This window comes from Pacificispira sp. (genome assembly GCF_965228185.1).
Taxonomy (GTDB): domain Bacteria; phylum Pseudomonadota; class Alphaproteobacteria; order UBA8366; family Aestuariispiraceae; genus Pacificispira.
The window spans coordinates 23,118-45,298 of sequence record NZ_CBDDHE010000011.1 but is presented as its reverse complement, the minus strand read 5'-3'; the positions used below and the strand labels follow the sequence as shown (position 1 = coordinate 45,298).

Here is a 22,181-nt window from a genome sequence, read left to right as displayed (position 1 = left end):
CAAGGATTACCGACAGTGAAGAAGTCCCATTCAAAGCGTGCCCGGCCCAGACGGGGGCGGGTTCGCACCATGCGGTCCCAGTTGTTGCAGAAACTGCCGACAATGTTGGATGCCGCAATCGAGGCCTATCAGCGCATTGCGGAAACACCGCCTTCCGACGACCCGAAACTGTTCGCCGCCTCCCAGACCGCCGCCAAGGCCGCCCTGGCGCATATCGAGCAGATAATGGATCTGGCGGAATCGGCCCTGAAGAAAGAGGACGCCCAAACCGGTCCGGGTTCCGGCGAGATCGAGTCGCTTCTGAAATCGGCCCGCCTTGCGGTGGCACAGGATCGCCGCGACCACCCCGAAGCCGGGGACGGCAGGACCGATGAGTGACTGCACCTTTCCGGAGTTCGTCTGGATCTGGAACCGGTTGCAGGGCCGGGATCTGCCGGTTCTGCACCGAACGATCTGCGATTGGCTGGACCGGCGTTGGCGGGACCGGGACCGGAGGCTGCTGCTTCAGGCCTTCCGGGCCGCCGGAAAATCAACCTTGGTCGGTCTGTTCTGCGCCTGGCTGCTGAGAGTTGACCCCAATATCCGCATTCTGGTCCTGGCGGCCGAACAGGATCTGGCGGGCCGAATGGTGCGCAATGTCAAACGCATCATCGAGCGGCACCCGCTGACGTCGGGTCTGAAGCCGGATCGCGCCGACCAATGGGCCTCCGACCGGTTCACCGTGCGGCGGTCGCTGGAGCAGCGGGACCCGTCGGTGCTGGCGCGCGGGATCGGCGCCAACCTGACCGGCAGCCGGGCGGACGTGATCATCTGCGACGATGTGGAAGTGCCGAATACCTGCGACAGCGCGGGAAAGCGGGCGGATTTGCGCGCGAAGCTGGGGGAGGTGGATTACGTTCTGACACCGGACGGAACGATCCTGTATGTCGGAACGCCGCACAGTTACTACACGATCTACGCGGAGGAAATTCGCCCCGAAATGGGAGAGGAAGCGGCTTTCCTGGAGGGTTACCGGCGGCTGACGATCCCGATCCTTTCCGGGGACGGCCGCTCCGCCTGGCCCGACCGGTTCGATCTGTCCAAGATCGACCAACTGCGCCGCCGTCATGGTGAGGCGAAGTTTCAGAGCCAGATGATGTTGCGCCCGGTGAACATCGCGGGCGCGCGGCTCGACCCGGACCGGATGCGCATCTATGACGGTCAGCCCGACCTGATCGAGCGGAACGGCGAGACAGTCTTGATGCTGGATGGCGAACGGATGCTGTCCGCCTCGGCCTGGTGGGACCCGGCCTATGGTGCAACGGCGCGTACGGATTCGTCGGTTGTCGCCTGCGTCTTCACCGGTCGGGATGGCCGCTACCGTCTGCACCGGGTTCAGTACCTGACCGTCGACCCGCAGTCGGAGCTGGACGAGGCGCGGCAGCAATGCCGCGCCGTCGTGCGCTTCATCCGCCGCAACCACCTGCCGTCCCTCACTGTCGAGACCAACGGGATCGGCAAGTTTCTGCCTGGGTTGCTGCGCCAAGCCCTGGGCGAGGCGCGTGTGCCTTGCGCGGTGCTGGAACACCATTCCCGCGACAACAAGGATACCCGAATTCTGTCGGCTTTCGATGCCGCCCTGGCAGCCGGACAGATCGCCTGCCATCGCAGCGTGATGGAAACACCTTTTCCGATGGAGATGCGGGAATGGCGCCCCGGCCTGTCAGGACGGGACGATGGGTTGGATGCCGTCGCGGGCTGTTTGAACGCGGAACCGGTGCGTCTGCCGCGCCATGCGGCTGCTTACTCCCGGCGCGATTGGCGCGGCTCGGGCGCGGTCCGGGCGGAATCGGATTTCGACGTCTAACCCCCTCACCAAAAAGGAAACTGCCATGAACGGCACGTCGATCGACGTGATCTGGTGGATCACGGTCGTGGAGTTACCGGCATTGACCGGGCTGTGGTGGCTGGTTTGGCGCACCCGCCGTGACCAGGACATCGCCATGGACCAGCACCGCCGCCGCCTGGACGCGTCCGTCGCCCAGGCCCGCGAGGCGCTGGCCGCCTACAAGCTGGAAGTCGCCAAGACCTACGCTTCCACCAGCCAGCTGAAGGATCTGGAGGAACGGCTGACCGACCACCTTCTGCGCATCGAATCCAAGCTTGATTCCCAAACCCTGACCGTAAGGAGACACCAATGACGGCTTTCGAAACGCCGCCGCACATTGCCGCCCAGGAAACGGCAATCGATACCCTCGCCCGCACGATCTGGGGAGAGGCCTATGCCGAACCGGTTCGGGGCAAGGAAGCCGTGGCCGCCGTTGTGATGAACCGGGTCAAACAGGCCCGCAGCCGTTTCGGCTTCGACTGGTGGGGCGGAACCGTCGTCGAAGCCTGTCTGGGACCGGAACAATTCGAATGTTGGCGGCATTCGCCCGGCGCCCGGCGCGATCTGATGAATGTCCGGCCGGACGATCCGGTCTTCGCGGTCTGTCGCCGCATCGCCTGCCGTGCCGTACGCGGCGCATTGGTGGATCCGACCCGCGGGGCCGTGCGCTATCACCGTGCACAGGAAACGCCCTGGTGGGCCCATGGTCTGGAACCGACGATCGCCATCGGACGGCGGCTGTTCTATCGCGATCCGCATGAGATCCCGGACGACGACGGCGCGGACACAATGTCTCTGTTCGACGAGGTACCGGCATGATTCCGATGCTGCTGGCCCAGATCGGCCTGCCGCTGCTGGTTAAAGCCGTCGGCGGGGCCCTGTCCGAATCCGGCAATCCGGTCGCCAAGGCGGCCGGTGCCGCCCTGACCGAGGTCGAGGCCGAGATCGGCGCGGGCCGCCTGTCCGGTACCGACCTTCAGGAGGCCAATCGCCATGTGGAACGGATCGCGGAAATGGCGGCACAGACCGACCGGACCTGGCTGGAACAGGTCAACCGCACCATTCGGGCCGAAGCGCAAAGCGATGACGCCTATGTCCGCCGCATGCGCCCGACCTTCGGCTATATCATGGCCCTGACCTGGGCCGCGCAGATGGGGGCCGTCGCCTATGTCGTCGCTTTCGAGCCGGACAAGGCCGGCCCCGTCATCGCGGCCATCGCCTCCCTGGGCACGATCTGGACCGTCGGTCTCTCCGTCCTGGGCATCTATGTCTACAAACGGTCGTCCGAGAAACTTGCCGCCCAGGAGGATCGGCCTGGATTTCTTTCGACGCTCATCGGCCGGTTGTCCGGCCCTTCCTGACCCGGCGCTTCCTGACGTCGGCTCCGAGGCCGTCAGCGGGCTCTTTTCCTTCCGACCCCCATCGGGCACAGTTTCGGCAATCAAAAACGAAGCCCCGCACCGCGCCAAGGAAGGATTCAGATGACGAACCCGTTCGAAACCGGACTGGACCGGAACGAGGCCAATTATACGGCCCTGTCACCGCTGAGCTTTCTGAAGCGTGCCGCCCGGGTCTTTCCCGACGGCGAAGCGGTGGTTCACGGTCCGGCCGTTTTCACCTGGTCGCAGACCGAGGCCCGGTGCCGGCGGCTGGCCGCGGCCCTGGCACAGCGCGGCGTCGGGCCGGGCGATACGGTCGCGGTCATGGCGCCCAACGTGCCCGCGCTCTATGAGGCGCATTTCGGCGTCCTGATGCTGGGCGCCGTCCTGAACGCGCTGAACACGCGGCTGGACGCGTCGACCATCGCCTTCATCTTGAATCACGGCGAGGCCAAGGTCCTGATCACCGACCGGGAATACGCCGACACGATCAAGCCCGCCCTGGCGGAGGCCGGCCGCGATATCCTGGTGATCGACATCGACGACCCGCTGGCCGCCAGCCGGGGCGAGGCGCTGGGCGAGATGGAGTACGAGGCCTTCCTTGAAACCGGCGACCCGGATTTCGACTACAGTCCTCCCGCCGACGAATGGCAGGCCGTGGCACTGAACTATACCAGCGGCACGACCGGCAATCCGAAGGGTGTCGTCTATCACAGCCGGGGTGCCTATCTGCTGGCGCTGGGCAATGTGGTGACCTGGGGCATCAACGGCGCGGCGCGCTATCTCTGGACCTTGCCGATGTTCCATTGCAATGGCTGGTGCTTCCCCTGGACCCTGGCCGCGATTGCCGGAACCAGCGTCTGCCTGCGCCAGGTCAGCGGGGCCAACATCTTCAACGCCATCGCCGATCAGGGCGTCACCCATTTCTGCGGCGCGCCGATCGTCCTGGGCATGGTGATCAACGCCAAGCCGGAGGAACGGCGCGAACTGCCGCATAAGGTCGAGGTCATGACCGCCGCCGCCCCGCCCCCCGCCGCCGTGCTGCAGCGCATGGAGGAACAGGGCTTCCACATCACCCATGTCTATGGTCTGACCGAGGTCTATGGCCCCGCCGTCGTCTGTGACTGGCATGCGGACTGGAACGCCCTGCCGCCCGAGGAGCGGGCGCGGTTGAAATCCCGTCAGGGGGTGAATTATCACGTGCTGGAGGATCTGATCGTCGCCAATCCGGAGACGCTGGAACCGGTACCGATGGACGGTCAGACGATGGGCGAGGTCTTTTTCCGCGGCAATGTCGTCATGCGCGGCTATCTGAAGAACCCGAAGGCGACCGAGGAGGCGTTCCGGGGCGGCTGGTTCCATTCCGGCGATCTGGGTGTCTGGCATCCGGACGGCTATATCGAGCTGAAGGACCGGTCCAAGGACATCATCATTTCCGGTGGCGAGAACATTTCCACCATTGAGGTCGAGAACGCGCTTTACGGTCATCCGAAAGTGCTGGAAGCCGCCGTCGTCGCGCGGCCGGACGAGAAATGGGGCGAGACGCCCTGCGCCTTCGTCACCCTGCGCGACGGCGAGATCGCGACGGCGGAGGAAATCATCGACTTCGCGAAGGAAAAGCTGGCGCGCTATAAATGTCCGCGCCACGTGGTCTTCGGACCCCTGCCCAAAACATCGACCGGCAAGGTTCAGAAATTCGTCCTGCGCGACCGCGCGGCGGAAATCTAAAGGGGGGAAACATGGAAAGCGTGCGCAACGAACGCAGCGTCTATCTGAACGGCGCGTTCGTGCCGGAAAGCCGGGCCCTTCTGTCCTTTCGGGATTCCGGTTTCGTCTATGGCGACGCGGTCTTCGATACGGCGCGGACCTTCGACGGACGCCTGTTCCGTCTGAAGGAACATGTCGACCGCCTGTTCGACAGCCTGGCCTATTGCCGGATCGCCATCGATCTGGACCGCCAGGATATCATCGACGCGACGGAAGAACTGGTCCGGCGCAACCGGCCGCTGCTGGCGCCGGGTGAGGATTACTGGGTGTCGCAGCGGATTTCCCGCGGTGTGATGCAGTTGGACGGCGAACCGCCGATTCAGGACGGCCCGACCGTCCTGATCGAATGCACGCCTTTGCCGCTGCGGGCCCGGGCGGCGATGTTCCGCGACGGGATCGAGGCCGTGATCGCGCCCCTGAAACGCATCCCGCCGGAAGCGCTGAGCCCGAATGCGAAGATCAACAATTACATGAATGCCATGCTGGCCCAGCGCGAAGTGACCGCCGTGCGGCCCGGCGCCTGGGCACTGCAGCTGGATATGAACGGGAACCTGGCGGAAGGCATCGGCTGCAACGTCTTTTTCGTCCGCAACGGCAAGGTCCAGACCCCGCGCACCGACTATATCCTGCCGGGTGTCACGCGCGGCGCGGTGATCGACCTGTGCCGGAACAACGGCATCCCGGTTGAAGAACGCGACATCCCGTTGCATCTGGCGACGACGGCGTCGGAATCCTTCTTCACCTCGACCAGCCTGTGCGTCTGCCCCGTGCGCAGCCTGAACGGACGGCCCTATTTGGGATCGGCCGGGCCGGTCACGAAGCGGATCATGGGGCTGTTCGCGGACCTGGTCGGCATGGATTACGCCGCCCAGTATCTCAGTTTCCTGCGCGACGGCCAAACGCGCACCGGCTTCTGATAAAGAGTCCCGGCGACGCCTTTTGGTTGCGTATTAACAAATTCGAATATTTAAGGTATAATTTCGGCAACTCGCTACCGAATATGCTCGGCAGTGTCTGGATTCCGGCCGAATCGACGATCCGCTGAACGTTCCGGGGACCGGGCGCGCTTGGAAGGGGATCGGCAAGCGGGACGATGTCGAGACACTGCGAGTATGAGGAGGCAGGAGCATGTCGATATCTCGTTGCGGTGAGATTTTCCGGGCATCCACAATCCTGTCGGAGCAATCGGGCCGACCCTGTCGCCGCGCGACGCAAGGCCAGTCGGCAGCCCGGCGCCGATGGCGAATTTGCGGCGCCGGGATTCTGACGGCTTTGGTCATGGTGTGGCTCGTCCTGGCGGCGACGCCGTCCCGGGCCATGGCCCAGTTCTATCAGGGGCCGGTTCTTGACGCGGTTCATGTCGACACACCATTCCATGCGCAGGACACGCTGGTCTGGTGCTGGGTGGCCACCGCCAAAATGGTCGTGGAATCGCTCGGCGAATACGCGCCGAACCAGTGCGAGATGCTGGAACAGGTTTATGGCGCGCCCTGCTGTTCCAATCCGGGATTGTGCAGCCGCCCCGGCCATATTTCCGAGATACAGAATCTGATCGCGACCTTCGGCTATTCCATGAGCCGCCTGAGTTCTCATGGCGACGGTCAGCAAATCTTCGACATACTGCAATACACGGGCGCACCGATCGTCGCCTGGGTCGACGGCAGCCATTTCGTGGTCATCACAGGCATGACGGTCGCGCCGTCCGCAGTTGGTCCGTGGGGGATTGTTCGGATCTACGATCCGATCCGGGGGCGTTTCGATCAGGATTGGCCCGTCTTTTCGAGACGCCTGGGGGCGATTCTCTATGTCGATTGACGACATGCACGCGGCGAGCGGGTCGGCGACGCCGGACATGACCCTGTCCGAACGCGTCCATGTGCTAGAGGAACGCACTCGCCCAAAATCGAAAGGATTGGTCGATCACGTCAAGGATTGGGGCGGCGTCGCCTCGCTGGTGATCGCGCTGCTCTACAGTTTCCCGCTCGGGCTCTGGGACCGCTTCATCGTGTCGGAGAAAGTCCGGACGGCCCGCGAGATTTCCGAGCTACGCGCCGTGGTCGAGGAATCCACGATCATCTTGTCGGATGGCGCAAGGGCCCTGTCCGCGATTGTCGATCCGTCCTTGCGGGACATGGTCCAGCGCGCCTTAAACACCCGGCTCTATATCGTCATGTCGCGGCACAAGGAGGCGCTCGGCAGGCATATCGACGCCTTCACGCCCCCGGAAGCCCTGGTGATCGGCTATAACTTCCAGATCACGAACCAGCACGAGGCCGCGATTGACTTCTTCCGCTTCGCAAAAGAGCGCGCCGAGGCGGACGAGGTGACCCGGCTTGAAGCCGTCAGGATGGAGGCCAAACTCTTCTTCCTGCCGGGAAACATGCAGGACAGGGCGAAGGCCCGGCAATTGTACGACGCAGCGGCAGCGCAGATGCATGCGTCGCTCACCCCGCTTAATGCCGGCACCTATCTCACGCTGCTGTCGGAATGGGGAATGTTCGAACTGATCGACGGCGACTGGATGTGCGGTCAGGAGAAAATCCGGGCAGTCCATATGACCTATCCGCAATTCGCCCCCTTTCTGAACGATCAGGGCAACTTTCTGCGGATGATCGCGCAGCGAACGCAGCCGCTTGCCCGAAGGCCGGATCAACCGGCCGAAGGATGCTGACGGCAAGAGCCGACACGATTAAGGCAGTGCGGCCGGTTCCGGGTGAAGCGGGGTCGCGGCAGGCACTGTCCTTCGGGATCCCGGATCTGTCAGCCGCGCGCCAGCGCCCGCATCATTTCGGCGACCTTGGACTGCAGCCGGTCGTCGCCGATCCGCTGCCAGTCGCGGGCGACCTTCGACGCCTTGACGTTCAGCGGCCCTTCTTCGGGCAGGACAGCGACGTCCTGAAGCCGCCCCAGACCTTCGAAGAAGGACGAGACGGGAATGTCGAGCACGTCCGCGATCTGCACCAGCCGCGACGACCCCATGCGGTTGGTCCCGCGTTCGTATTTTTGAATCTGCTGAAAGCTGACGCCCACCCGTTCGCCAAGCGCCTGTTGCGACAGGCCCTTGCGGATCCGGAACTCGCGGACCCGATTCCCAACGGTGACGTCTACTGGATGCGGCATAATCATGTACCCTTTGTCTTGTTGTGGCCGCGGCAACGCCCCTATGCGCCGTCCGCGGAGAACGCCCTTCCATCGACCTAACGCTCATCTCCCGGAATTCCTCCCATTCATTCAAGGATTCCGGAAATTTTCAAATTGAATTACTTTGCGCAGCACGCCTTACAGGTTTGTTTATTAACCTCAACCCATAAGATAAAAATAATACTGATTTTTAGACAAATACGCAGAAACAACTTATACTAAACTTAACCTTCCATCTTCCAAGTAACACAACGAAACCGACAGCCCGCGACCATCGGCACGTGCAGAATCCGACATCCCTACTTGCCAGTAGTTGTTCGCGTCGGAATGACCATTAAAATTGTGAGATCGGCAGAAATCGCAAGACGCCGATTGGGGTAATTTTCGGTCAAAAATATGACCGGCCGTCGATTCGGCCCGGCCAGGGCGCCGAACACCCCTGAATTGGCCCATACGACAAGGCGCACGAGCGGGGCTGTCATCCCAGCGTGTCGCCGCTGGATGTACGGTCCGACCCCGCCCGAAACCGCGCCGAGATGGCCGTCATTCGTCCGGGCAGGTCGGAAGCCACCCAAACCACCGCACAGAACCGTCCCCGAAAGTCCTGAAATCGGTCCTGCGATATTGGCGGTTGGGCAGTGGAAAGAAGGGCGCTACGCGCCGAGCGCGTGCAATTCGTCCTTGATTTGGAGCTTTTTCTTCTTGAGCGACAATAGCTTCGCTTCGTCCGGCATCGGCCTGGCGTTTTCCGCCATAAGGTGCTGATCGATCTGGGCGTGTTTGGATTTCAGACTTTCGATGCGGTGGACGGTGCTCATTGCAACAAGTCTCCCTCAGTTTCCAACATGGCCTAACCGGTTCGGCCGTCGGACTGACGGCTGGACGGAGGCCCGATTGGGGAGACCAAGGCGCGCACGCTTGGTTTGCGTCGAAGGCGACGGTAAGTGTCTCCGGCGACAGAAATCACGTGCGGATGGGTATGAAACCTCCCTTTTTCGCCTTGTTGCGTCTCTCGCGTCGCCCCGCATGCCTGCGGAGCCTCGGAACCTGCGCCCGGCGGGGTCGTCTTGGCGACACTGCGTCCGAAAGACGGACCGAACGGTTCCGGATACCGATCGTATAGCCGCCAGAGATGGCTGGCGGATTGCGATGGTATCTCTATCTTCTAAGATACTATACCCAGGATCGATGTGAAGGGTGAATCGATGGTGCAGCGCAAACTCGTTGTCGGAATCAGCGGCGCCTCCGGCGTGATCTACGGCATCCGCATGCTGGAAGCCCTGCGTGCCGCCGGGGTCGAGACCCATTTGATCCTGTCCAAGGCGGCGGAAATGACCCTGGCCTATGAGACCGATCTGAAGCCCCGCGACCTGCGCGACATGGCGGACGCATCCTATGCCATCGGCGATGTCGGCGCGCCCTGCGCCAGCGGATCCTTCCCGTCGGACGGCATGGTGATCGCGCCCTGTTCGATGAAGACGCTGGCGGAAATCGCCACCGGCGTGACCGGCACCCTGTTGAGCCGCGCCGCCGACGTGATCCTGAAGGAACGCCGCCGGCTGGTCCTGATGACCCGCGAAACGCCGCTGACCCTGGTTCACCTGCGCAACATGACGACCGTGACGGAAATGGGCGGCATCATCGCCCCGCCCGTGCCGGCCTTCTATGCCAAACCCGACAGTCTGGACGCCATGGTCGATCATTCGGTCGGCCGGGTCCTGGACCTGTTCGGCATCGAAAGCGACCTGGTGCGCCGCTGGAAGACCGAAGAAACCACCCGCGACGCCGCCGGCGCCTGAATTGCGCCGGTTCAGGGGCCGGTGAAGCCCTCACCCACCCTGCCGACCGCCCTGGATTCCCGCCTGCGCGGGAATGACGGCCGGGATGCACCATAAGACTTAAACGCGGTGGGCAACGGCCCCTTATCGGCCTCAGCGTTCCGTCATTTGCGTCACGCCAGTTTGCGCCGGACGGCAAACATGAACGAAACCCGTGTTCCTGCGAAAGCAGGAACCTTCGATGATCCGGCACCAAGCAACGTCAAAGAAGGCTCCTGCTTCCGCAGGAGCACGACAGGTGCGGGCAGGAGATACCGCCGGGACGCACCACAAGATTGAAACGCGGAGACCACAGAGTTTCCGCAGAGGGCGCAGAGACCGGCTGTGGCCTCTCAGCGGCCTCAGCGCCGCCTCCGCGTCCTCCGCGTTCCGTCTTCAACCTGCTACCCGCCGCGTAAGGAAAGCGACCGTCAACCCTGGCCGAAGCCGGCGGGTTGTTTGCCGCCGATCGCGGCGGTGATCGACGCGGCGATGCGGCCGATCAGGGCGCCCAGTTCCGGCAGTCTTTCGTCCGGGATCCGTGCCTGCGGGCCGGAAATCGAGATCGCGGCGACCGGTTCTTCATATTCGTTGAAGACCGGCGATGCGACACAGCGCAGGCCGACAGCATGTTCCTCGTCATCGACGGCGAAGGCGCGCGACCGGGCGCGGGCGATATCTTCCAGCAACGCGACGCCGTTGCGCACCGTCTTGTCGGTGTATTTGGCAAAGCCGAGCGACTTGATCTTCTCGCCCGCCGCATCCGGGGACAGTCCGGCCAGCATGGCCTTGCCGACACCCGAGGCATGCAGCGGCGCCCGGCCGCCCGGCGGGGCCAGGGCGCGCATCATCTGGCGGCTTTCGACCTGGGAGAGATAGATCGTCTCCGTCCCGTCGAGGATCGCCAGATTGACGGATTCGCCGCTTTCCTCCATGGCGCGGTACATGAAGGGCCGGGCGATGCCGACCATGTCGCGGTTGCGCAGGAAGCCGGTCCCGACGATGAAGGCCTGAACCCCGGCGAACCACAGGCCGCGTTCGGCATCCTGGGTCACATAGCGGCGCGATTCCAGGGTCTTCAGCAGCCGGTGCGCGGTGGACGGGGCCAGATCGGCGCGCTGCGCCAGATCGCCCAGGGTCACGCCCTCGGCATGGGCAGCCACATCCTCCAGAAGGGCCAGGGCGCGGCTCAACGACCGGACGCCGTCGCCGCCGCCGCTGCCGCCGCCATCCCCCGCCGGCCGGCCGCGCCGCCGGGACGGTTCGGCTTCCGTTTTCCGCAAGTCTTCACTGAAATCCGTCATACCCGGCCGCTCTTTCGGTTTTGGCTGAATTTTTATTTTTCCGCAGAATGGAAATGCTTTCCCTGATGTGCCGCGCCGGGTGGGATTTTTCAAGCAATCATCGTTACGCTTGATTATCGTGCGCTGCGGTATGACTCTGGCCCCGGGTCGACTGTCTCATTGCCAAGGAGTCCGCGCCGATATGCGCCGTCAACACCGTACCAAAATCGTCGCCACTCTGGGTCCCGGCACCGGCGATGCGAAATCCATCGCGACCCTGTTCCACGCCGGCGCCGATGTATTCCGGCTGAATTTCAGCCATGGCGCCCATTCGGAGCATAAGGCCCGCCTGGACGCGATCCGCGAGCTGGAGCGCAGCAGCGCCCGCCCGATCGCCGTGATGATGGACCTGCAGGGCCCCAAACTGCGCATCGGCACGTTCAAGGGCGGTCCGATCGAGCTGCGGGAAGGCGCCGCCTTCCGGCTGGACCTGGACGAGGCCGAAGGGAATACCGACCGCGTCACCCTGCCCCATCCGGAGATTTTCCAGGCCCTGGAACCGGGCGCGGATCTGCTGCTGGACGATGGCCGTATCCGCCTGACGGTGGAACGCTGCGACGCCAAATCGGCCGATTGCCGCGTCGCGGTCGGCGGGCCGCTGTCCGAACGCAAGGGCGTCAACGTGCCGGGCGTGGTGCTGCCGCTGTCGCCGCTGACCGAGAAGGACCGGGCCGATCTGGCGTACGGGCTGACCCTGGGCGTCGACTGGGTCGCGCTGAGCTTCGTGCAGCGGCCGGAGGACATCGAGGAGGCGCGCGCCCTGATCCAGGGCAAGGCCGGGATTCTGGCCAAGCTGGAAAAGCCCGCCGCGATCGACAAGCTGGACGAGATCGTCGCCGCCGCCGACGCGCTGATGGTGGCGCGCGGCGATCTGGGCGTGGAAATGCCGCCGGAAGACGTGCCGGTGCAGCAGCGCCGCATCATCGAGGCCTGCCGCCTGGCCGGGAAGCCGGTCGTCGTGGCGACCCAGATGCTGGATTCCATGGTCGAGCGCCCGGTGCCGACCCGCGCCGAGGCCTCCGACGTCGCGACCGCCGTCTATTCCGGTGCCGATGCGGTCATGCTGTCGGCCGAAACCGCCGTCGGGGACTATGCCGAAGAGGCCGTGGCGATGATGAACCGCATCATCGAGCGGGTGGAAAAGGACCCGGTCTATCGCAAGGGCCTGGAGGCGCAGCGCCAGAAGCCTGAGCCGACCACCGCCGACGCCGTCGCCACCGCCGCCGCGCAGATGGCGACGACCCTGGCGGTGAACGCCATCGCGACCTATACGACATCGGGTTCGACCACCCTGCGCGTCGCCCGCGAACGGCCGCCCGCGCCGATCCTGGGCCTGACCCCGCGCGACGACACCGCCCGCCGCCTGGCCCTGGTCTGGGGCGTCCATCCGGCCCGCGTGCCCGATGCCCAGGACCTGGATGACATGTCCGCCACCGCGACCCACCAGGCCAAGATCGACGGGTTCGGCAATGAGGGCGACCGTATCGTCATCACCGCCGGCGTCCCCTTCAGCACCCCCGGCAAGACCAACCTGCTGCGCATCGCCCGCATCGGCGGCGCGTCGGAGACAAGTTGAGGCTTCGCCTCTAACCCCGCCCGTTAATCCCGGTTAAAGAACGCGCGATCCCCGGTCGCGCGGCGAAGCCGTTTGGGCCGTTTCAGCTACTCCAGATTTTTTCCGGAAAGCGATACTCGTTTTTCGAGTATACTCATTGTTTCCACCGTGGAGAGGAGGATTTCATGCCAGCCCCATCCCATTACTTTGAGCGCCTGTGCGGCGTGCCCGTGCATTACGACCGTCCGCCCGTGGCGGACTATGGCAGCCTGGGCGTGCCGCGGCGGTTCTATGCGACGCCGGCGACCGAGGCGGCGCTGGACGCGCTGTTTCAGGAGGTTTTCGCCCTGGCCCCGCCGCGTTTCGGCGCGCCCGTCGCGATCCTGAGCGCCGGGGCCTATGTCGACAAGCCTGGCCAGCACGGCGCGGGCAAGGCCTTCGATCTGGACGGCATCCTGTGGCAGCACCGCCGCTTCCTGACCAGCGAGCAGCGCCAGGACAAGGTGCTCTATCTCGGCATCCAGGCCTGCTGCCTGCGCCATTTCGGCACCGTGCTGGGCTACAATTACAACACCGCCCACCAGGACCACCTGCATATCGATCTCGGCCGGCCCGTCGCCTTCCGCGAGTCCAAATCGGTCACGTATTTCTATCAGGAAGTCCTGAACGCCTTCTTCGACAAGAACCTGATCATAGACGGCGAATACGGGTCTGGCACCAACGACGCCCTGCGCGCGGCGCGCACGAGCATGGGCCTAGGGTCGATCAGCAAGGTCGACAATTACCGCGCCTTCCTGGCCGGAATCGCCGCGATCGTGAAGGACACGCTGGCGGTCCAACCGGAAACCGCCCTAGTGTAAGTCAGGGGCCAGGACAGAGGTATACCGCAGAGCCATGAGACGCAGACGCGCCAAACGCGGTTTCCGACGCACGGCCTTCGTCTTCGGTTCGATAGGGCTTCTTCTCGCTATTTGCCTGCTTTTACTCGCAGAGGCCCTTCATTCCGAAGTTTCCTTCGGCCCGCAGTTGCTTCTGGTTTCTCTTTTTCTGGGCCTTGTCAGTGGCCTCGCCCTGCTTTGTGCCACGGTCGTCCAGGTTGCTCTGCTCATCCGTGCGGGCGACGACGGCAGCGAATCGGGTGGATGGAGTTGGGGCGATGGCGGCGCTGACGGAGGCGGCGGCGAGTAACGCCTATTCCGCCGCTTCCACCTGTTGCTCGATCCGGGTGACCTTGGCCGCGCAGAACTTGAATTCGGGGATTTTCCCGAACGGGTCGAGTTGCGGGTTGGTCAGCATGTTGGCCGGGCCCTCGGCGAAGCAGAAGGGGATGAAGACCATATCCTCGGTCACGTCCCGGTCGGCCCGTGCCTTGACCTTCACGGCGCCGCGGCGGGTGTAGACCTCGACATAATCGCCGGGTTTCACGCCGTTGCGCGCCAGCCAGCGCGGATGCAGATGGGCGACCGCCTCCGGCTCCAGCGTATCCAGGACCGTCGCGCGCCGGGTCATGGCGCCGGTATGCCAATGTTCCAGCAGCCGCCCGGTGGTCAGGACCATCGGATAGTCGTCATCCGGCAATTCCGCCGGCGGGACCAGATCGGTCGGCACGACCTTCACCCGGCCCGATGCGGTCGGGAAGCGTTCGGCGAAGATGATCTCGTGGCCCGGATGGGTCTCGTCGTCGCAAGGGTAGGTGACGGCGTTCTGGGTCTCCAAACGCTCCCAGGTAATGCCGTTCAGCGATTGCATGATTTCGCCCATTTCGGCGAAGACGTCCTTCGGGTGCTGGTAATTCCAGTCGAGGCCCAGGCCGCGCGCGATCTGCTGGATCAATTCCCAATCCTGGCGCGCCTCGCCGGGCGGGGTCAGGGCCGGGCGGGCAAGCTGCACCTGGCGGTTCGTATTGGTGAACGTGCCCCATTTCTCGGCCTTGGCGGAGGCCGGGAAAACCACATCGGCGTGATAGCAGGTCTCGGTCAGGAAGATATCCTGGACGACCAGATGCTCCAGCTTGGCCAGCGCCTCGCGGGCATGTTTCGCATCCGGGTCCGACATGGCCGGGTTTTCGCCCATGATATACATGCCGGTGATCTCGTCCTCCAGAATGGCATGGACGATCTCGACCACCGTCAGGCCCCGGTTCGGGTCCAGCTTGGTGCCCCAGAAATTCTCGTACATCGTGCGGATTTCCTCCGCTTCGACGGACTTGTAATCCGGGAAGACCATCGGGATCAGGCCGGCATCGGACGCGCCCTGGACATTGTTCTGGCCGCGCAGCGGATGCAGGCCGGTACCGGGGCGGCCGACCTGGCCGGTGATCGCCGCCAGCGTGATCAGACAGCGCGAATTGTCGGTGCCGTGCACGTGCTGCGACACGCCCATGCCCCAGAAGATGATCGACTTTTCGGACCGGGCATAGGTGCGGGCGACCTCGCGGATCGTTTCGGCGTCGATGCCGCAGACCGGGGCCATTTCCTCCGGCGAAAAGCGTTTCGCGTTTTCCTTCACCGCCTCGTAATTGTCGACGCGGGCCTGGACGAATTGCTCGTCGACCAGGCCTTCCTCGATGATCGTGTGGATCATCGCGTTCAACAGCGGGACGTCCCGGCCCGGCGTGAACTGCAGATGCTTCCAGGCATAGCGCGCCAGGTTCTGGCCGCGCGGATCCATGATGATCAGTTTCGCGCCGCGCTTCGCCGCCTGTTTCAGGAATGTCGCCGCCACCGGGTGATTCTGGGCCGGGCGCGCGCCGATGACGATCATGCAGTCGGCGTCCTTGGCCGCCGTGAAGGGCGCGGTGACGGCCCCGGAATTCACGCCTTCCATCAGCGCCGCGACCGACGAGGCATGGCACAGGCGGGTACAGTGATCGACATTGTTGGTGCCGAAACCGGTGCGGACCAGCTTCTGGAACAGATAGGCTTCCTCGTTCGAACCCTTGGCGGAACCGAACCCGGCCAGGGCCTTGCCGCCCTTCTCGTCCCGGATCTTCTTCAGGCCGTTGATCGCGACCTCCAGCGCCTCCTCCCAGCTCGCCTCGCGGAAATGGGTCAACGGGTTGGCCGGGTCGATTTCCATGTCCCAGGCCTTGCCGACGCCCTCCTTGCGGATCAGCGGCTTGGTCAGGCGGGCCGGATGGTTCGCGTAATCCATGCCGAACCGGCCCTTCACACAGAGCCGCTGTTCGTTGGCCGGGCCGTTCTTGCCCCGGACCTCGACAATCTTGTTGTCCTTCACATGGATTTCGGTCTGACAGCCGACGCCGCAGAACGGACAGACGCTGTCGACGACCTTGTCGGCCTTGCCCAGATAGACCTGATTGTCGTCGACCTTGGTTGCCGGCATCAGCGCGCCGGTCGGGCAGGCCTGGACGCATTCGCCGCAGGCGACGCAGGTGCTCTCGCCCATCGGGTCGTCGAAATCGAAGACGATCTTGGCGCCATGACCGCGATAGGCCATGCCGATGACATCGTTGACCTGCACTTCGCGGCAGGCGCGGACACACAGATTGCAGTGGATGCAGGCGTCCAGATTGACCCGCATCGCCGGGTGGCTGGCATCCGTCGCGGGGGTGGCACGGCGCGGGAAGCGCGACGTTTCGACATCCATCCGGTCGATCCAGGTCCAGAACTTGCTGTCGGTCTCATGGGCCTCTTCGCGTTCCGGCTGGTCCGCCAGCAGCAGTTCGAAGACCATGTCCCGCGACGCCTTGGCCCGCGCCGAGGCGGATTTGACCACCATGCCTTCGCTGGGCTTGCGGATGCAGGACGCCGCCAGGGTGCGCTCGCCCTCGATCTCCACCATGCAGGCACGGCAATTGCCGTCGGCGCGATAGCCCGGTTCCGGCTGCCAGCACAGATGCGGGATCTCGACGCCCGCACGCTGGGCAACCTGCCAGATGCTTTCGTCGCCATAGGCGGTCACGTCGCGGCCGTCGAGCTGGAAAGTGACGGTTTTCAACGCGGTATCGGGCATGGTCGGTCCTCTGTCTACGCGGATGTCGGGGCGCGGGTGCACAGTGTCACCGGACAGGCGCCGCCTGTCCAGCCGTGCCGCAGAGTGCCGCAGGGACCGTGGGAATTATAGCCAATATGCGGCGTCGAGGGAGATAGGAGCGTCAAGCGCCCCGGCGGCCGGTCAGGGGCCGCCGGTATTGAACGCTCAGCTCTGCGGCTCCAGGGCGTAGCCGGCGGAGCGGACGGTGCGGATCACGTCGGCCTCGCCGCCTTCGTTCAGGGCCTTGCGCAGGCGGCGGATATGCACGTCGACGGTGCGCAGCTCGACATAAACGTCGCGGCCCCAGACGGCGTCCAACAATTGTTCCCGGCTGAAGACCCGGCCCGGATGCTCCATGAAATGGCGCAGCAGGCGGTATTCCGTCGGGCCCAGCTTGATCTCGCGGCCGGCGCGGTGGACGCGGTGGGCGGCCAGATCCATCTGCAGATCGGCAACGCTCAGCGCCTCGTCCGACAGGGCCGGACGCGACCGGCGCAGCAGCGCGTGGACGCGGGCGGTCAGTTCGGCGGGCGAGAACGGCTTCGTGACGTAATCGTCGGCGCCGGAATCGAGGCCGCGAACCGTATCCGCCTCTTCGCCGCGCGCGGTCAGCAGGATGATCGGCAATTGCTTCGTTGCCGGGCGGCGGCGCAACTGGCGGCAGACCTCGATCCCCGACAATTGCGGCAGCATCCAGTCCAGCAGGACCAGATCCGGCGGGTTTTCCTCGATCGCGACCAGGGCTTCCTCGCCGTCGGACACGGCGTCGACCTCGAAACCCTGATGTTCGAGATTGTAGCGCAGCAACGTAACGACCGCAGTTTCGTCTTCGACGATCAGGATCTTGGGTTTCATGCCGCTCATCGGTTTGACCCCTCCGTGATCCCGGATGGCATCAGGCATCGCTCTCGTCCTTGTCTTCTCTAAGGTCGTCATCATCGTCGTCACCGTCTTCGTCTTCCGGCTGAAGCGTCGCATAGTTCGACGCATCGGCCTTCGGGCGCCGTTCGCCCAGGGCCACGCCTTCGACCTGGAAATGGATGGTTTCCGCGATATTGGTCGCGTGATCGCCGATCCGTTCCAGGTTCTTGGCGATGAAAAGAAGATGCGTGCAGGGCGTGATATGCCGCGGATCTTCCATCATGTAGGTCAGCAATTCGCGGAACAGGCTGGTATAAAGCGCGTCGACATCCTCGTCGGCTTCCCAGACCTCGATCGCCTTGCCGGTGTCGCCCTGCAGATGGGCGTCCATGACGTCCTTCAGCATGGCCTGAACCGGGCGGCCGATCCGCACCACGCCGCGCAGCAGCGGTTCGGCGGGCAATTGGTTCAACGCCAGGGCGCGCTTGGCGATATTCTTGGCGTAATCCCCGATCCGTTCGATATCCGACGAGGTGCGCAGCGTGGCCACGATATAGCGCAGATCGTTGGCGACCGGCTGGCGCAGGGCCAGCATGCGAACGACGAGGCTCTCGATCTCGCGCTCCAGCGCGTCGATTTCCTTGTCGCCGTCCTTGACGGTTTTCGCCAGCGCGTTGTCGCGTTTTTCGATCGCGGTCAGGGCATTGGTAAGCTGACTTTCCGCCAAACCGCCCATTCGGGAGATCAGCTTGGTCAGCTTTTTGAATTCCGCGTCATAGGCGGCAACGATGTGGCCGTGGGATACGTCTGCCATGATTTTCGTACTTTCTGTGAGAATCCTGTCGGGCCGCCGTCATCGGCAGGCCCGCCCAGTATACAGGATTCGTGCGATATCAGCCGAAACGGCCGGTGATATAGCCCTGGGTGCGTTCGTCCTTCGGATTGGTGAAGATCTGCTCGGTCTCGCCGTACTCCACCAGATTGCCCAGGTGGAAGAAGGCCGTCTTCTGCGAGACACGCGCCGCCTGCTGCATCGAGTGGGTCACGATTGCGATCGTGTAATTTTCGCGCAACTCGTGGATCAGGTCCTCGATCTTCGCCGTGGCGATCGGATCTAGGGCAGAACACGGCTCGTCCATCAGGATCACTTCCGGCGCGACCGCGATGGCGCGCGCGATACACAGGCGCTGCTGTTGGCCGCCGGACAGGCCGGTACCGGGCGAATCGAGCCGGTCCTTGACCTCTTTCCACAGGCCGGCCTTCTGCAGCGAGGTCTCGACGATCTCGTCCAGTTCCGCCTTGTTGCGGGTCAGGCCGTGGATACGCGGACCATAGGCGATGTTCTCATAGATCGACTTCGGGAAGGGGTTCGGTTTCTGGAAAACCATCCCGACCCGCGCGCGCAGATAGACCACATCGACGGAACGGTCGTAGATGTTTTCGCCGTCCATCGTGATGTCGCCGGTAACGCGGCAGATATCGACCACGTCGTTCATTCGGTTCAAGCAGCGCAGAAAAGTCGACTTGCCGCAGCCTGACGGGCCGATCAGCGCGGTGACCTCACGCTCCATGATGTCGATGTTGACGTCGAACAGGGCCTGCTTCTCGCCATAGAAGACGCAGACGTCCCGGCCCTTCACCTTGACCTCGCCAGTACCGGCCTTAACCGGGGCTCCGACAAACTTCGAGTCGTCCTCGGTGGGTTCGGATGCAGTGTCAGACATGTTCGTGGACATCTTTTCCTACCATTTTCTTTGAAAGCGTTGACGGAGCACGACTGCCACCAGGTTCATCACGACCAGGAATCCGATCAGTACCAGGATCGCCGCAGAGGTTCGGGCAACGAAGCCCCGTTCCGGGCTGTCCGCCCAGATGAAGATTTGTGTCGGCAACGCGGTCGCCGGATCCATGATCCCGCCGGGATCGGACGTGATGAAGGCGTTCATGCCGATGAGCAGGAGCGGCGCCGATTCTCCCAGCGCCTGAGCCAGGCCGATGATCGTCCCGGTCAGGATGCCGGGCATCGCCAGCGGCAAGACATGGTGCTGAACCACCTGCTGATGCGACGCGCCGATGCCGAACCCACCTTCGCGGATCGACGGCGGCACGGCCTTCAACGCGGCACGGGTCGAGATGATGATGGTCGGCAGCGTCATCAGGGACAGAACCATGCCGCCGACCAGCGGCGCGGATCGAGGCAGCCCGAAGAATTGGATGAAGACCGCCAGACCCAGCAGACCGAAGACGACCGACGGGACCGCCGCCAGATTGTTGATGTTCACTTCGATCAACGCCGTGATCCGGTTCTTCGGCGCGAATTCCTCCAGATAGATCGCCGCGGCGATGCCGACCGGGAAGCTGATCAGGAAACAGACCAGAAGCGCGTAGAACGACCCGACGATGGCGCCGGACATGCCGGCCAGTTCCGGGAACCGGCTGTCGGCCGAGAAGAACAGGGTCCAGTTGAACGGTGTGCTGATCCGGTCTGCGGCGACAAGCTTGTCCCAGACGCCGACCTGGAAATCGTTCACCTTGCGCTGGTCTTCCGGCACGTCGCGCGGAATGACCCCCTTGTGGAACTGGTCGAACGCATCGGAAACCGGCACGGTGACCGAAATCGTTTTCCCGATCAGGTCCGGATCGTCCAGCACCAGATCGCGCACCTGATATTGTGCGCCGTTGGACGGGATCTGGGACAGGGCCCTAAGGTCGGTGCGGGACTGAACTTCCGGGAACATTTCTTCCAGCGACCGCCGGACGACGACGCGGAAATTCCCCTGCTGGATTTCGTCCGCCTTCACCAGTTCCGGGTCGATCGTCACTTCCAGATCGATATGCGTCTGGATGAAGGACGATGCCCCGGTATAGAGCAGCGAGGTGAACAGCACGCCCAACATCAGGATCGCCAGGCCGATCGCCCCGATTCCATAGGCCTGCAGCCGGATATTCGCACCGCGTCTACGCTGATTGTGCTTCTTACGCGCGCCCGTGGCGACGTCGTCTGAAACTTGAGTTGCCATTTTCGATTTGCCCCCGGATCAATCGTATTTTTCGCGGTATTTCTGCACGATGCGCAGCGCGAAGACGTTAAGGCAGAGCGTGACGACGAAGAGCACGAGACCCAGCGCGAACGCCGCAAGCGTCTTCGGGCTGTCGAATTCGGTATCGCCGATCAGCAATGTGACGATCTGCACCGTCACCGTGGTCACGGATTCGAAGGGGTTGGCGGTGATCTTGGCGATCAGGCCGGCGGCCATGACGACGATCATGGTCTCGCCGATCGCTCGGCTGGCGGCCAGCAGGATGCCGCCGACGATGCCGGGCAGCGCCGCCGGCAGCAGCACCGAGACGATGGTTTCCGCCTTGGTCGCCCCCAGGCCGTAGGATCCTTCGCGCATGGAATGCGGCACGGCGCTGATCGCGTCGTCCGACAGCGACGAGACGAAGGGGATGATCATGATCCCCATCACCGCGCCGGCGGCCAGGGCGCTGTTCGGTGCCACATCGAGGCCGATCGCGGCCCCCATGGAACGCATCGCCGGCGCCACCGTCAGAACCGCAAAGAACCCGTAAACGACGGTCGGGATACCGGCCAGGATCTCCAGGATCGGCTTGACCACCGCCCGGACACGGCTCGACGCATATTCCGCCATGTAGATCGCGCTCAGGAGTCCGATCGGCACCGCAACGCACATCGCGATGATCGAAATCAGGATCGTACCGACAAAGACCGGCACCGCCCCGAATGCGCCCTCGCCCGCGACCTGATCGTCGCGCATGGCGATCTGCGGCTCCCAGCTGAGCCCGAAGAAGAATTCGTACCAGGGAACCAGCTGGAAGAAGCGGAAGGCTTCGAACAGCAGGGACATGATGATGCCGACCGTGGTCAGGATCGCGAAGACCGAGCACAGGATCATCATCCAATTGACGATCCGCTCCACGCCGGTGCGGGCCCGGAAATCGCTATGCAGCCGGCTGCGCGTCAGGCTGAGCCCGAGGATCGCCACGAAGGCGCAGGCCGCGACCATCGCCCATTCGGCGATCGACTGCCATCCGTTCAGCGCTGCGGCTGCGGCCCGGACATCGGGGCTGGGCTCGCCGAAAATTTGGCCTGCCGCCACGGATCGCACTTCGCTGATCAGCAGATTGCGTTGCGCCTCGCTGCGGCCTTCGATGGCCGATTCGGGGAACGACCCGAGGATCATGGTGTCGAGGACCTGGCCCTGCAGCGCGGCCCAGATCAGAAGCAAAAGAATGGCGGGAAGGGCCGCCCAAAGACCGACATAGGCGCCGTGATAGCCGGGCAAGGAGTTCAGCCGTTCCGCGCTGCCCGCGGGGGCCATTCGCCGCGCGGCACTGGCCGCGATCATATAGCCAAGCACGGCGAGCGCGACGATCACGATCAAGGAGATACCGAACATTTTGTCCCCCCAGAGGCCGGCGCCCGCAACAGAT

22 protein-coding genes are annotated in these 22,181 nt (G+C 63.8%); 13 read left to right on the top strand and 9 right to left on the bottom strand.

Annotated features, from left to right (window positions below):
- The first annotated feature begins 69 nt into the window (after positions 1-69).
- The 9 genes from ACO06O_RS21340 (at position 70) to ACO06O_RS21300 (ending at position 7,684) form a co-directional block, all read left to right on the top strand.
- Positions 70-378, top strand: coding sequence for a hypothetical protein (locus tag ACO06O_RS21340; protein WP_421884645.1), 309 nt, complete (start codon positions 70-72; stop codon positions 376-378).
- Complete coding sequence (gene terL, locus ACO06O_RS21335; protein WP_421884642.1) at positions 371-1,846, top strand: phage terminase large subunit; 1,476 nt, start codon at positions 371-373, stop codon at positions 1,844-1,846. The genes ACO06O_RS21340 and terL overlap by 8 nt, the downstream gene beginning before the upstream one ends.
- 25 nt (positions 1,847-1,871) lie before the next feature.
- A complete protein-coding gene (locus ACO06O_RS21330) occupies positions 1,872-2,180 on the top strand; it encodes a hypothetical protein (RefSeq protein ID WP_421884639.1) in 309 nt (102 codons plus the stop codon).
- A complete protein-coding gene (locus tag ACO06O_RS21325; RefSeq protein ID WP_421884636.1) occupies positions 2,177-2,686 on the top strand; it encodes a cell wall hydrolase in 510 nt (169 codons plus the stop codon). The genes ACO06O_RS21330 and ACO06O_RS21325 overlap by 4 nt, the downstream gene beginning before the upstream one ends.
- Positions 2,683-3,228: a 3TM-type holin gene (locus tag ACO06O_RS21320; RefSeq protein WP_421884633.1), complete on the top strand. Its 546-nt coding sequence runs from the start codon at positions 2,683-2,685 to the stop codon at positions 3,226-3,228. Before ACO06O_RS21325 ends, ACO06O_RS21320 begins: the two co-directional genes overlap by 4 nt.
- Before the next feature lie 120 nt (positions 3,229-3,348).
- Positions 3,349-4,974, top strand: coding sequence for an acyl-CoA synthetase (locus ACO06O_RS21315; protein ID WP_421884630.1), 1,626 nt, complete (start codon positions 3,349-3,351; stop codon positions 4,972-4,974).
- An 11-nt stretch (positions 4,975-4,985) separates the two neighbouring features.
- On the top strand, positions 4,986-5,930 hold the full coding sequence (locus ACO06O_RS21310) for an aminotransferase class IV (RefSeq protein WP_421884628.1): 945 nt from the start codon (positions 4,986-4,988) through the stop codon (positions 5,928-5,930).
- A gap of 211 nt (positions 5,931-6,141) precedes the next feature.
- Positions 6,142-6,828, top strand: coding sequence for a papain-like cysteine protease family protein (locus ACO06O_RS21305; RefSeq protein ID WP_421884625.1), 687 nt, complete (start codon positions 6,142-6,144; stop codon positions 6,826-6,828).
- The gene (locus ACO06O_RS21300) at positions 6,818-7,684 is read left to right on the top strand and encodes a hypothetical protein (protein ID WP_421884623.1); all 867 of its coding nucleotides are present in this window, start codon (positions 6,818-6,820) and stop codon (positions 7,682-7,684) included. The genes ACO06O_RS21305 and ACO06O_RS21300 overlap by 11 nt, the downstream gene beginning before the upstream one ends.
- A gap of 89 nt (positions 7,685-7,773) precedes the next feature.
- Here ACO06O_RS21300 and ACO06O_RS21295 read toward each other — a convergent pair whose 3' ends face one another.
- Positions 7,774-8,133 (bottom strand): helix-turn-helix domain-containing protein, encoded by a 360-nt coding sequence (locus tag ACO06O_RS21295; RefSeq protein ID WP_421884620.1) that lies wholly within the window; start codon positions 8,131-8,133, stop codon positions 7,774-7,776.
- A gap of 674 nt (positions 8,134-8,807) precedes the next feature.
- Positions 8,808-8,972: a DUF465 domain-containing protein gene (locus tag ACO06O_RS21290; protein ID WP_420419423.1), complete on the bottom strand. Its 165-nt coding sequence runs from the start codon at positions 8,970-8,972 to the stop codon at positions 8,808-8,810.
- Between the two features lie 387 nt (positions 8,973-9,359).
- Here ACO06O_RS21290 and ACO06O_RS21285 point away from each other — a divergent pair, with 387 nt between their 5' ends.
- Positions 9,360-9,953, top strand: coding sequence for a UbiX family flavin prenyltransferase (locus tag ACO06O_RS21285; protein WP_420419422.1), 594 nt, complete (start codon positions 9,360-9,362; stop codon positions 9,951-9,953).
- Between the two features lie 449 nt (positions 9,954-10,402).
- On the opposite strand, the gene ACO06O_RS21280 is transcribed toward ACO06O_RS21285, so the two are convergent.
- On the bottom strand, positions 10,403-11,275 hold the full coding sequence (locus ACO06O_RS21280; protein WP_421884617.1) for an IclR family transcriptional regulator domain-containing protein: 873 nt from the start codon (positions 11,273-11,275) through the stop codon (positions 10,403-10,405).
- 181 nt (positions 11,276-11,456) lie between these two features.
- Between ACO06O_RS21280 and pyk the strand changes: the two genes are divergently transcribed.
- The 3 genes from pyk (at position 11,457) to ACO06O_RS21265 (ending at position 14,057) form a co-directional block, all read left to right on the top strand.
- A complete protein-coding gene (gene pyk / locus ACO06O_RS21275) occupies positions 11,457-12,890 on the top strand; it encodes a pyruvate kinase (RefSeq protein WP_421884615.1) in 1,434 nt (477 codons plus the stop codon).
- Between the two features lie 164 nt (positions 12,891-13,054).
- Complete coding sequence (locus tag ACO06O_RS21270) at positions 13,055-13,729, top strand: extensin family protein (protein WP_421884613.1); 675 nt, start codon at positions 13,055-13,057, stop codon at positions 13,727-13,729.
- 34 nt (positions 13,730-13,763) lie between these two features.
- On the top strand, positions 13,764-14,057 hold the full coding sequence (locus ACO06O_RS21265; protein ID WP_421884610.1) for a hypothetical protein: 294 nt from the start codon (positions 13,764-13,766) through the stop codon (positions 14,055-14,057).
- Positions 14,058-14,060: 3 nt separating this feature from the next.
- Here the strand turns inward: ACO06O_RS21265 and fdhF are convergent, their stop codons facing one another.
- From fdhF to pstC, 6 genes are all read right to left on the bottom strand, one after another.
- Positions 14,061-16,844: a formate dehydrogenase subunit alpha gene (fdhF, locus tag ACO06O_RS21260; protein ID WP_421884607.1), complete on the bottom strand. Its 2,784-nt coding sequence runs from the start codon at positions 16,842-16,844 to the stop codon at positions 14,061-14,063.
- A gap of 186 nt (positions 16,845-17,030) precedes the next feature.
- Entirely contained in the window at positions 17,031-17,768 is a 738-nt protein-coding gene (gene phoB / locus ACO06O_RS21255) for a phosphate regulon transcriptional regulator PhoB (RefSeq protein WP_420419416.1), read from the bottom strand.
- A complete protein-coding gene (gene phoU, locus ACO06O_RS21250) occupies positions 17,761-18,540 on the bottom strand; it encodes a phosphate signaling complex protein PhoU (RefSeq protein WP_421884605.1) in 780 nt (259 codons plus the stop codon). The genes phoB and phoU overlap by 8 nt, the downstream gene beginning before the upstream one ends.
- A gap of 79 nt (positions 18,541-18,619) precedes the next feature.
- Positions 18,620-19,450 (bottom strand): phosphate ABC transporter ATP-binding protein PstB, encoded by an 831-nt coding sequence (gene pstB, locus ACO06O_RS21245; RefSeq protein WP_421884603.1) that lies wholly within the window; start codon positions 19,448-19,450, stop codon positions 18,620-18,622.
- An 18-nt stretch (positions 19,451-19,468) separates the two neighbouring features.
- Positions 19,469-20,746 carry a phosphate ABC transporter permease PstA gene (gene pstA, locus ACO06O_RS21240; protein ID WP_421884600.1) on the bottom strand — a complete coding sequence of 426 codons (1,278 nt, stop codon included), beginning with the start codon at positions 20,744-20,746 and terminating at the stop codon, positions 19,469-19,471.
- An 18-nt stretch (positions 20,747-20,764) separates the two neighbouring features.
- Positions 20,765-22,147 carry a phosphate ABC transporter permease subunit PstC gene (gene pstC, locus ACO06O_RS21235; protein ID WP_421884597.1) on the bottom strand — a complete coding sequence of 461 codons (1,383 nt, stop codon included), beginning with the start codon at positions 22,145-22,147 and terminating at the stop codon, positions 20,765-20,767.
- Between the last annotated feature and the right edge of the window lie 34 nt (positions 22,148-22,181).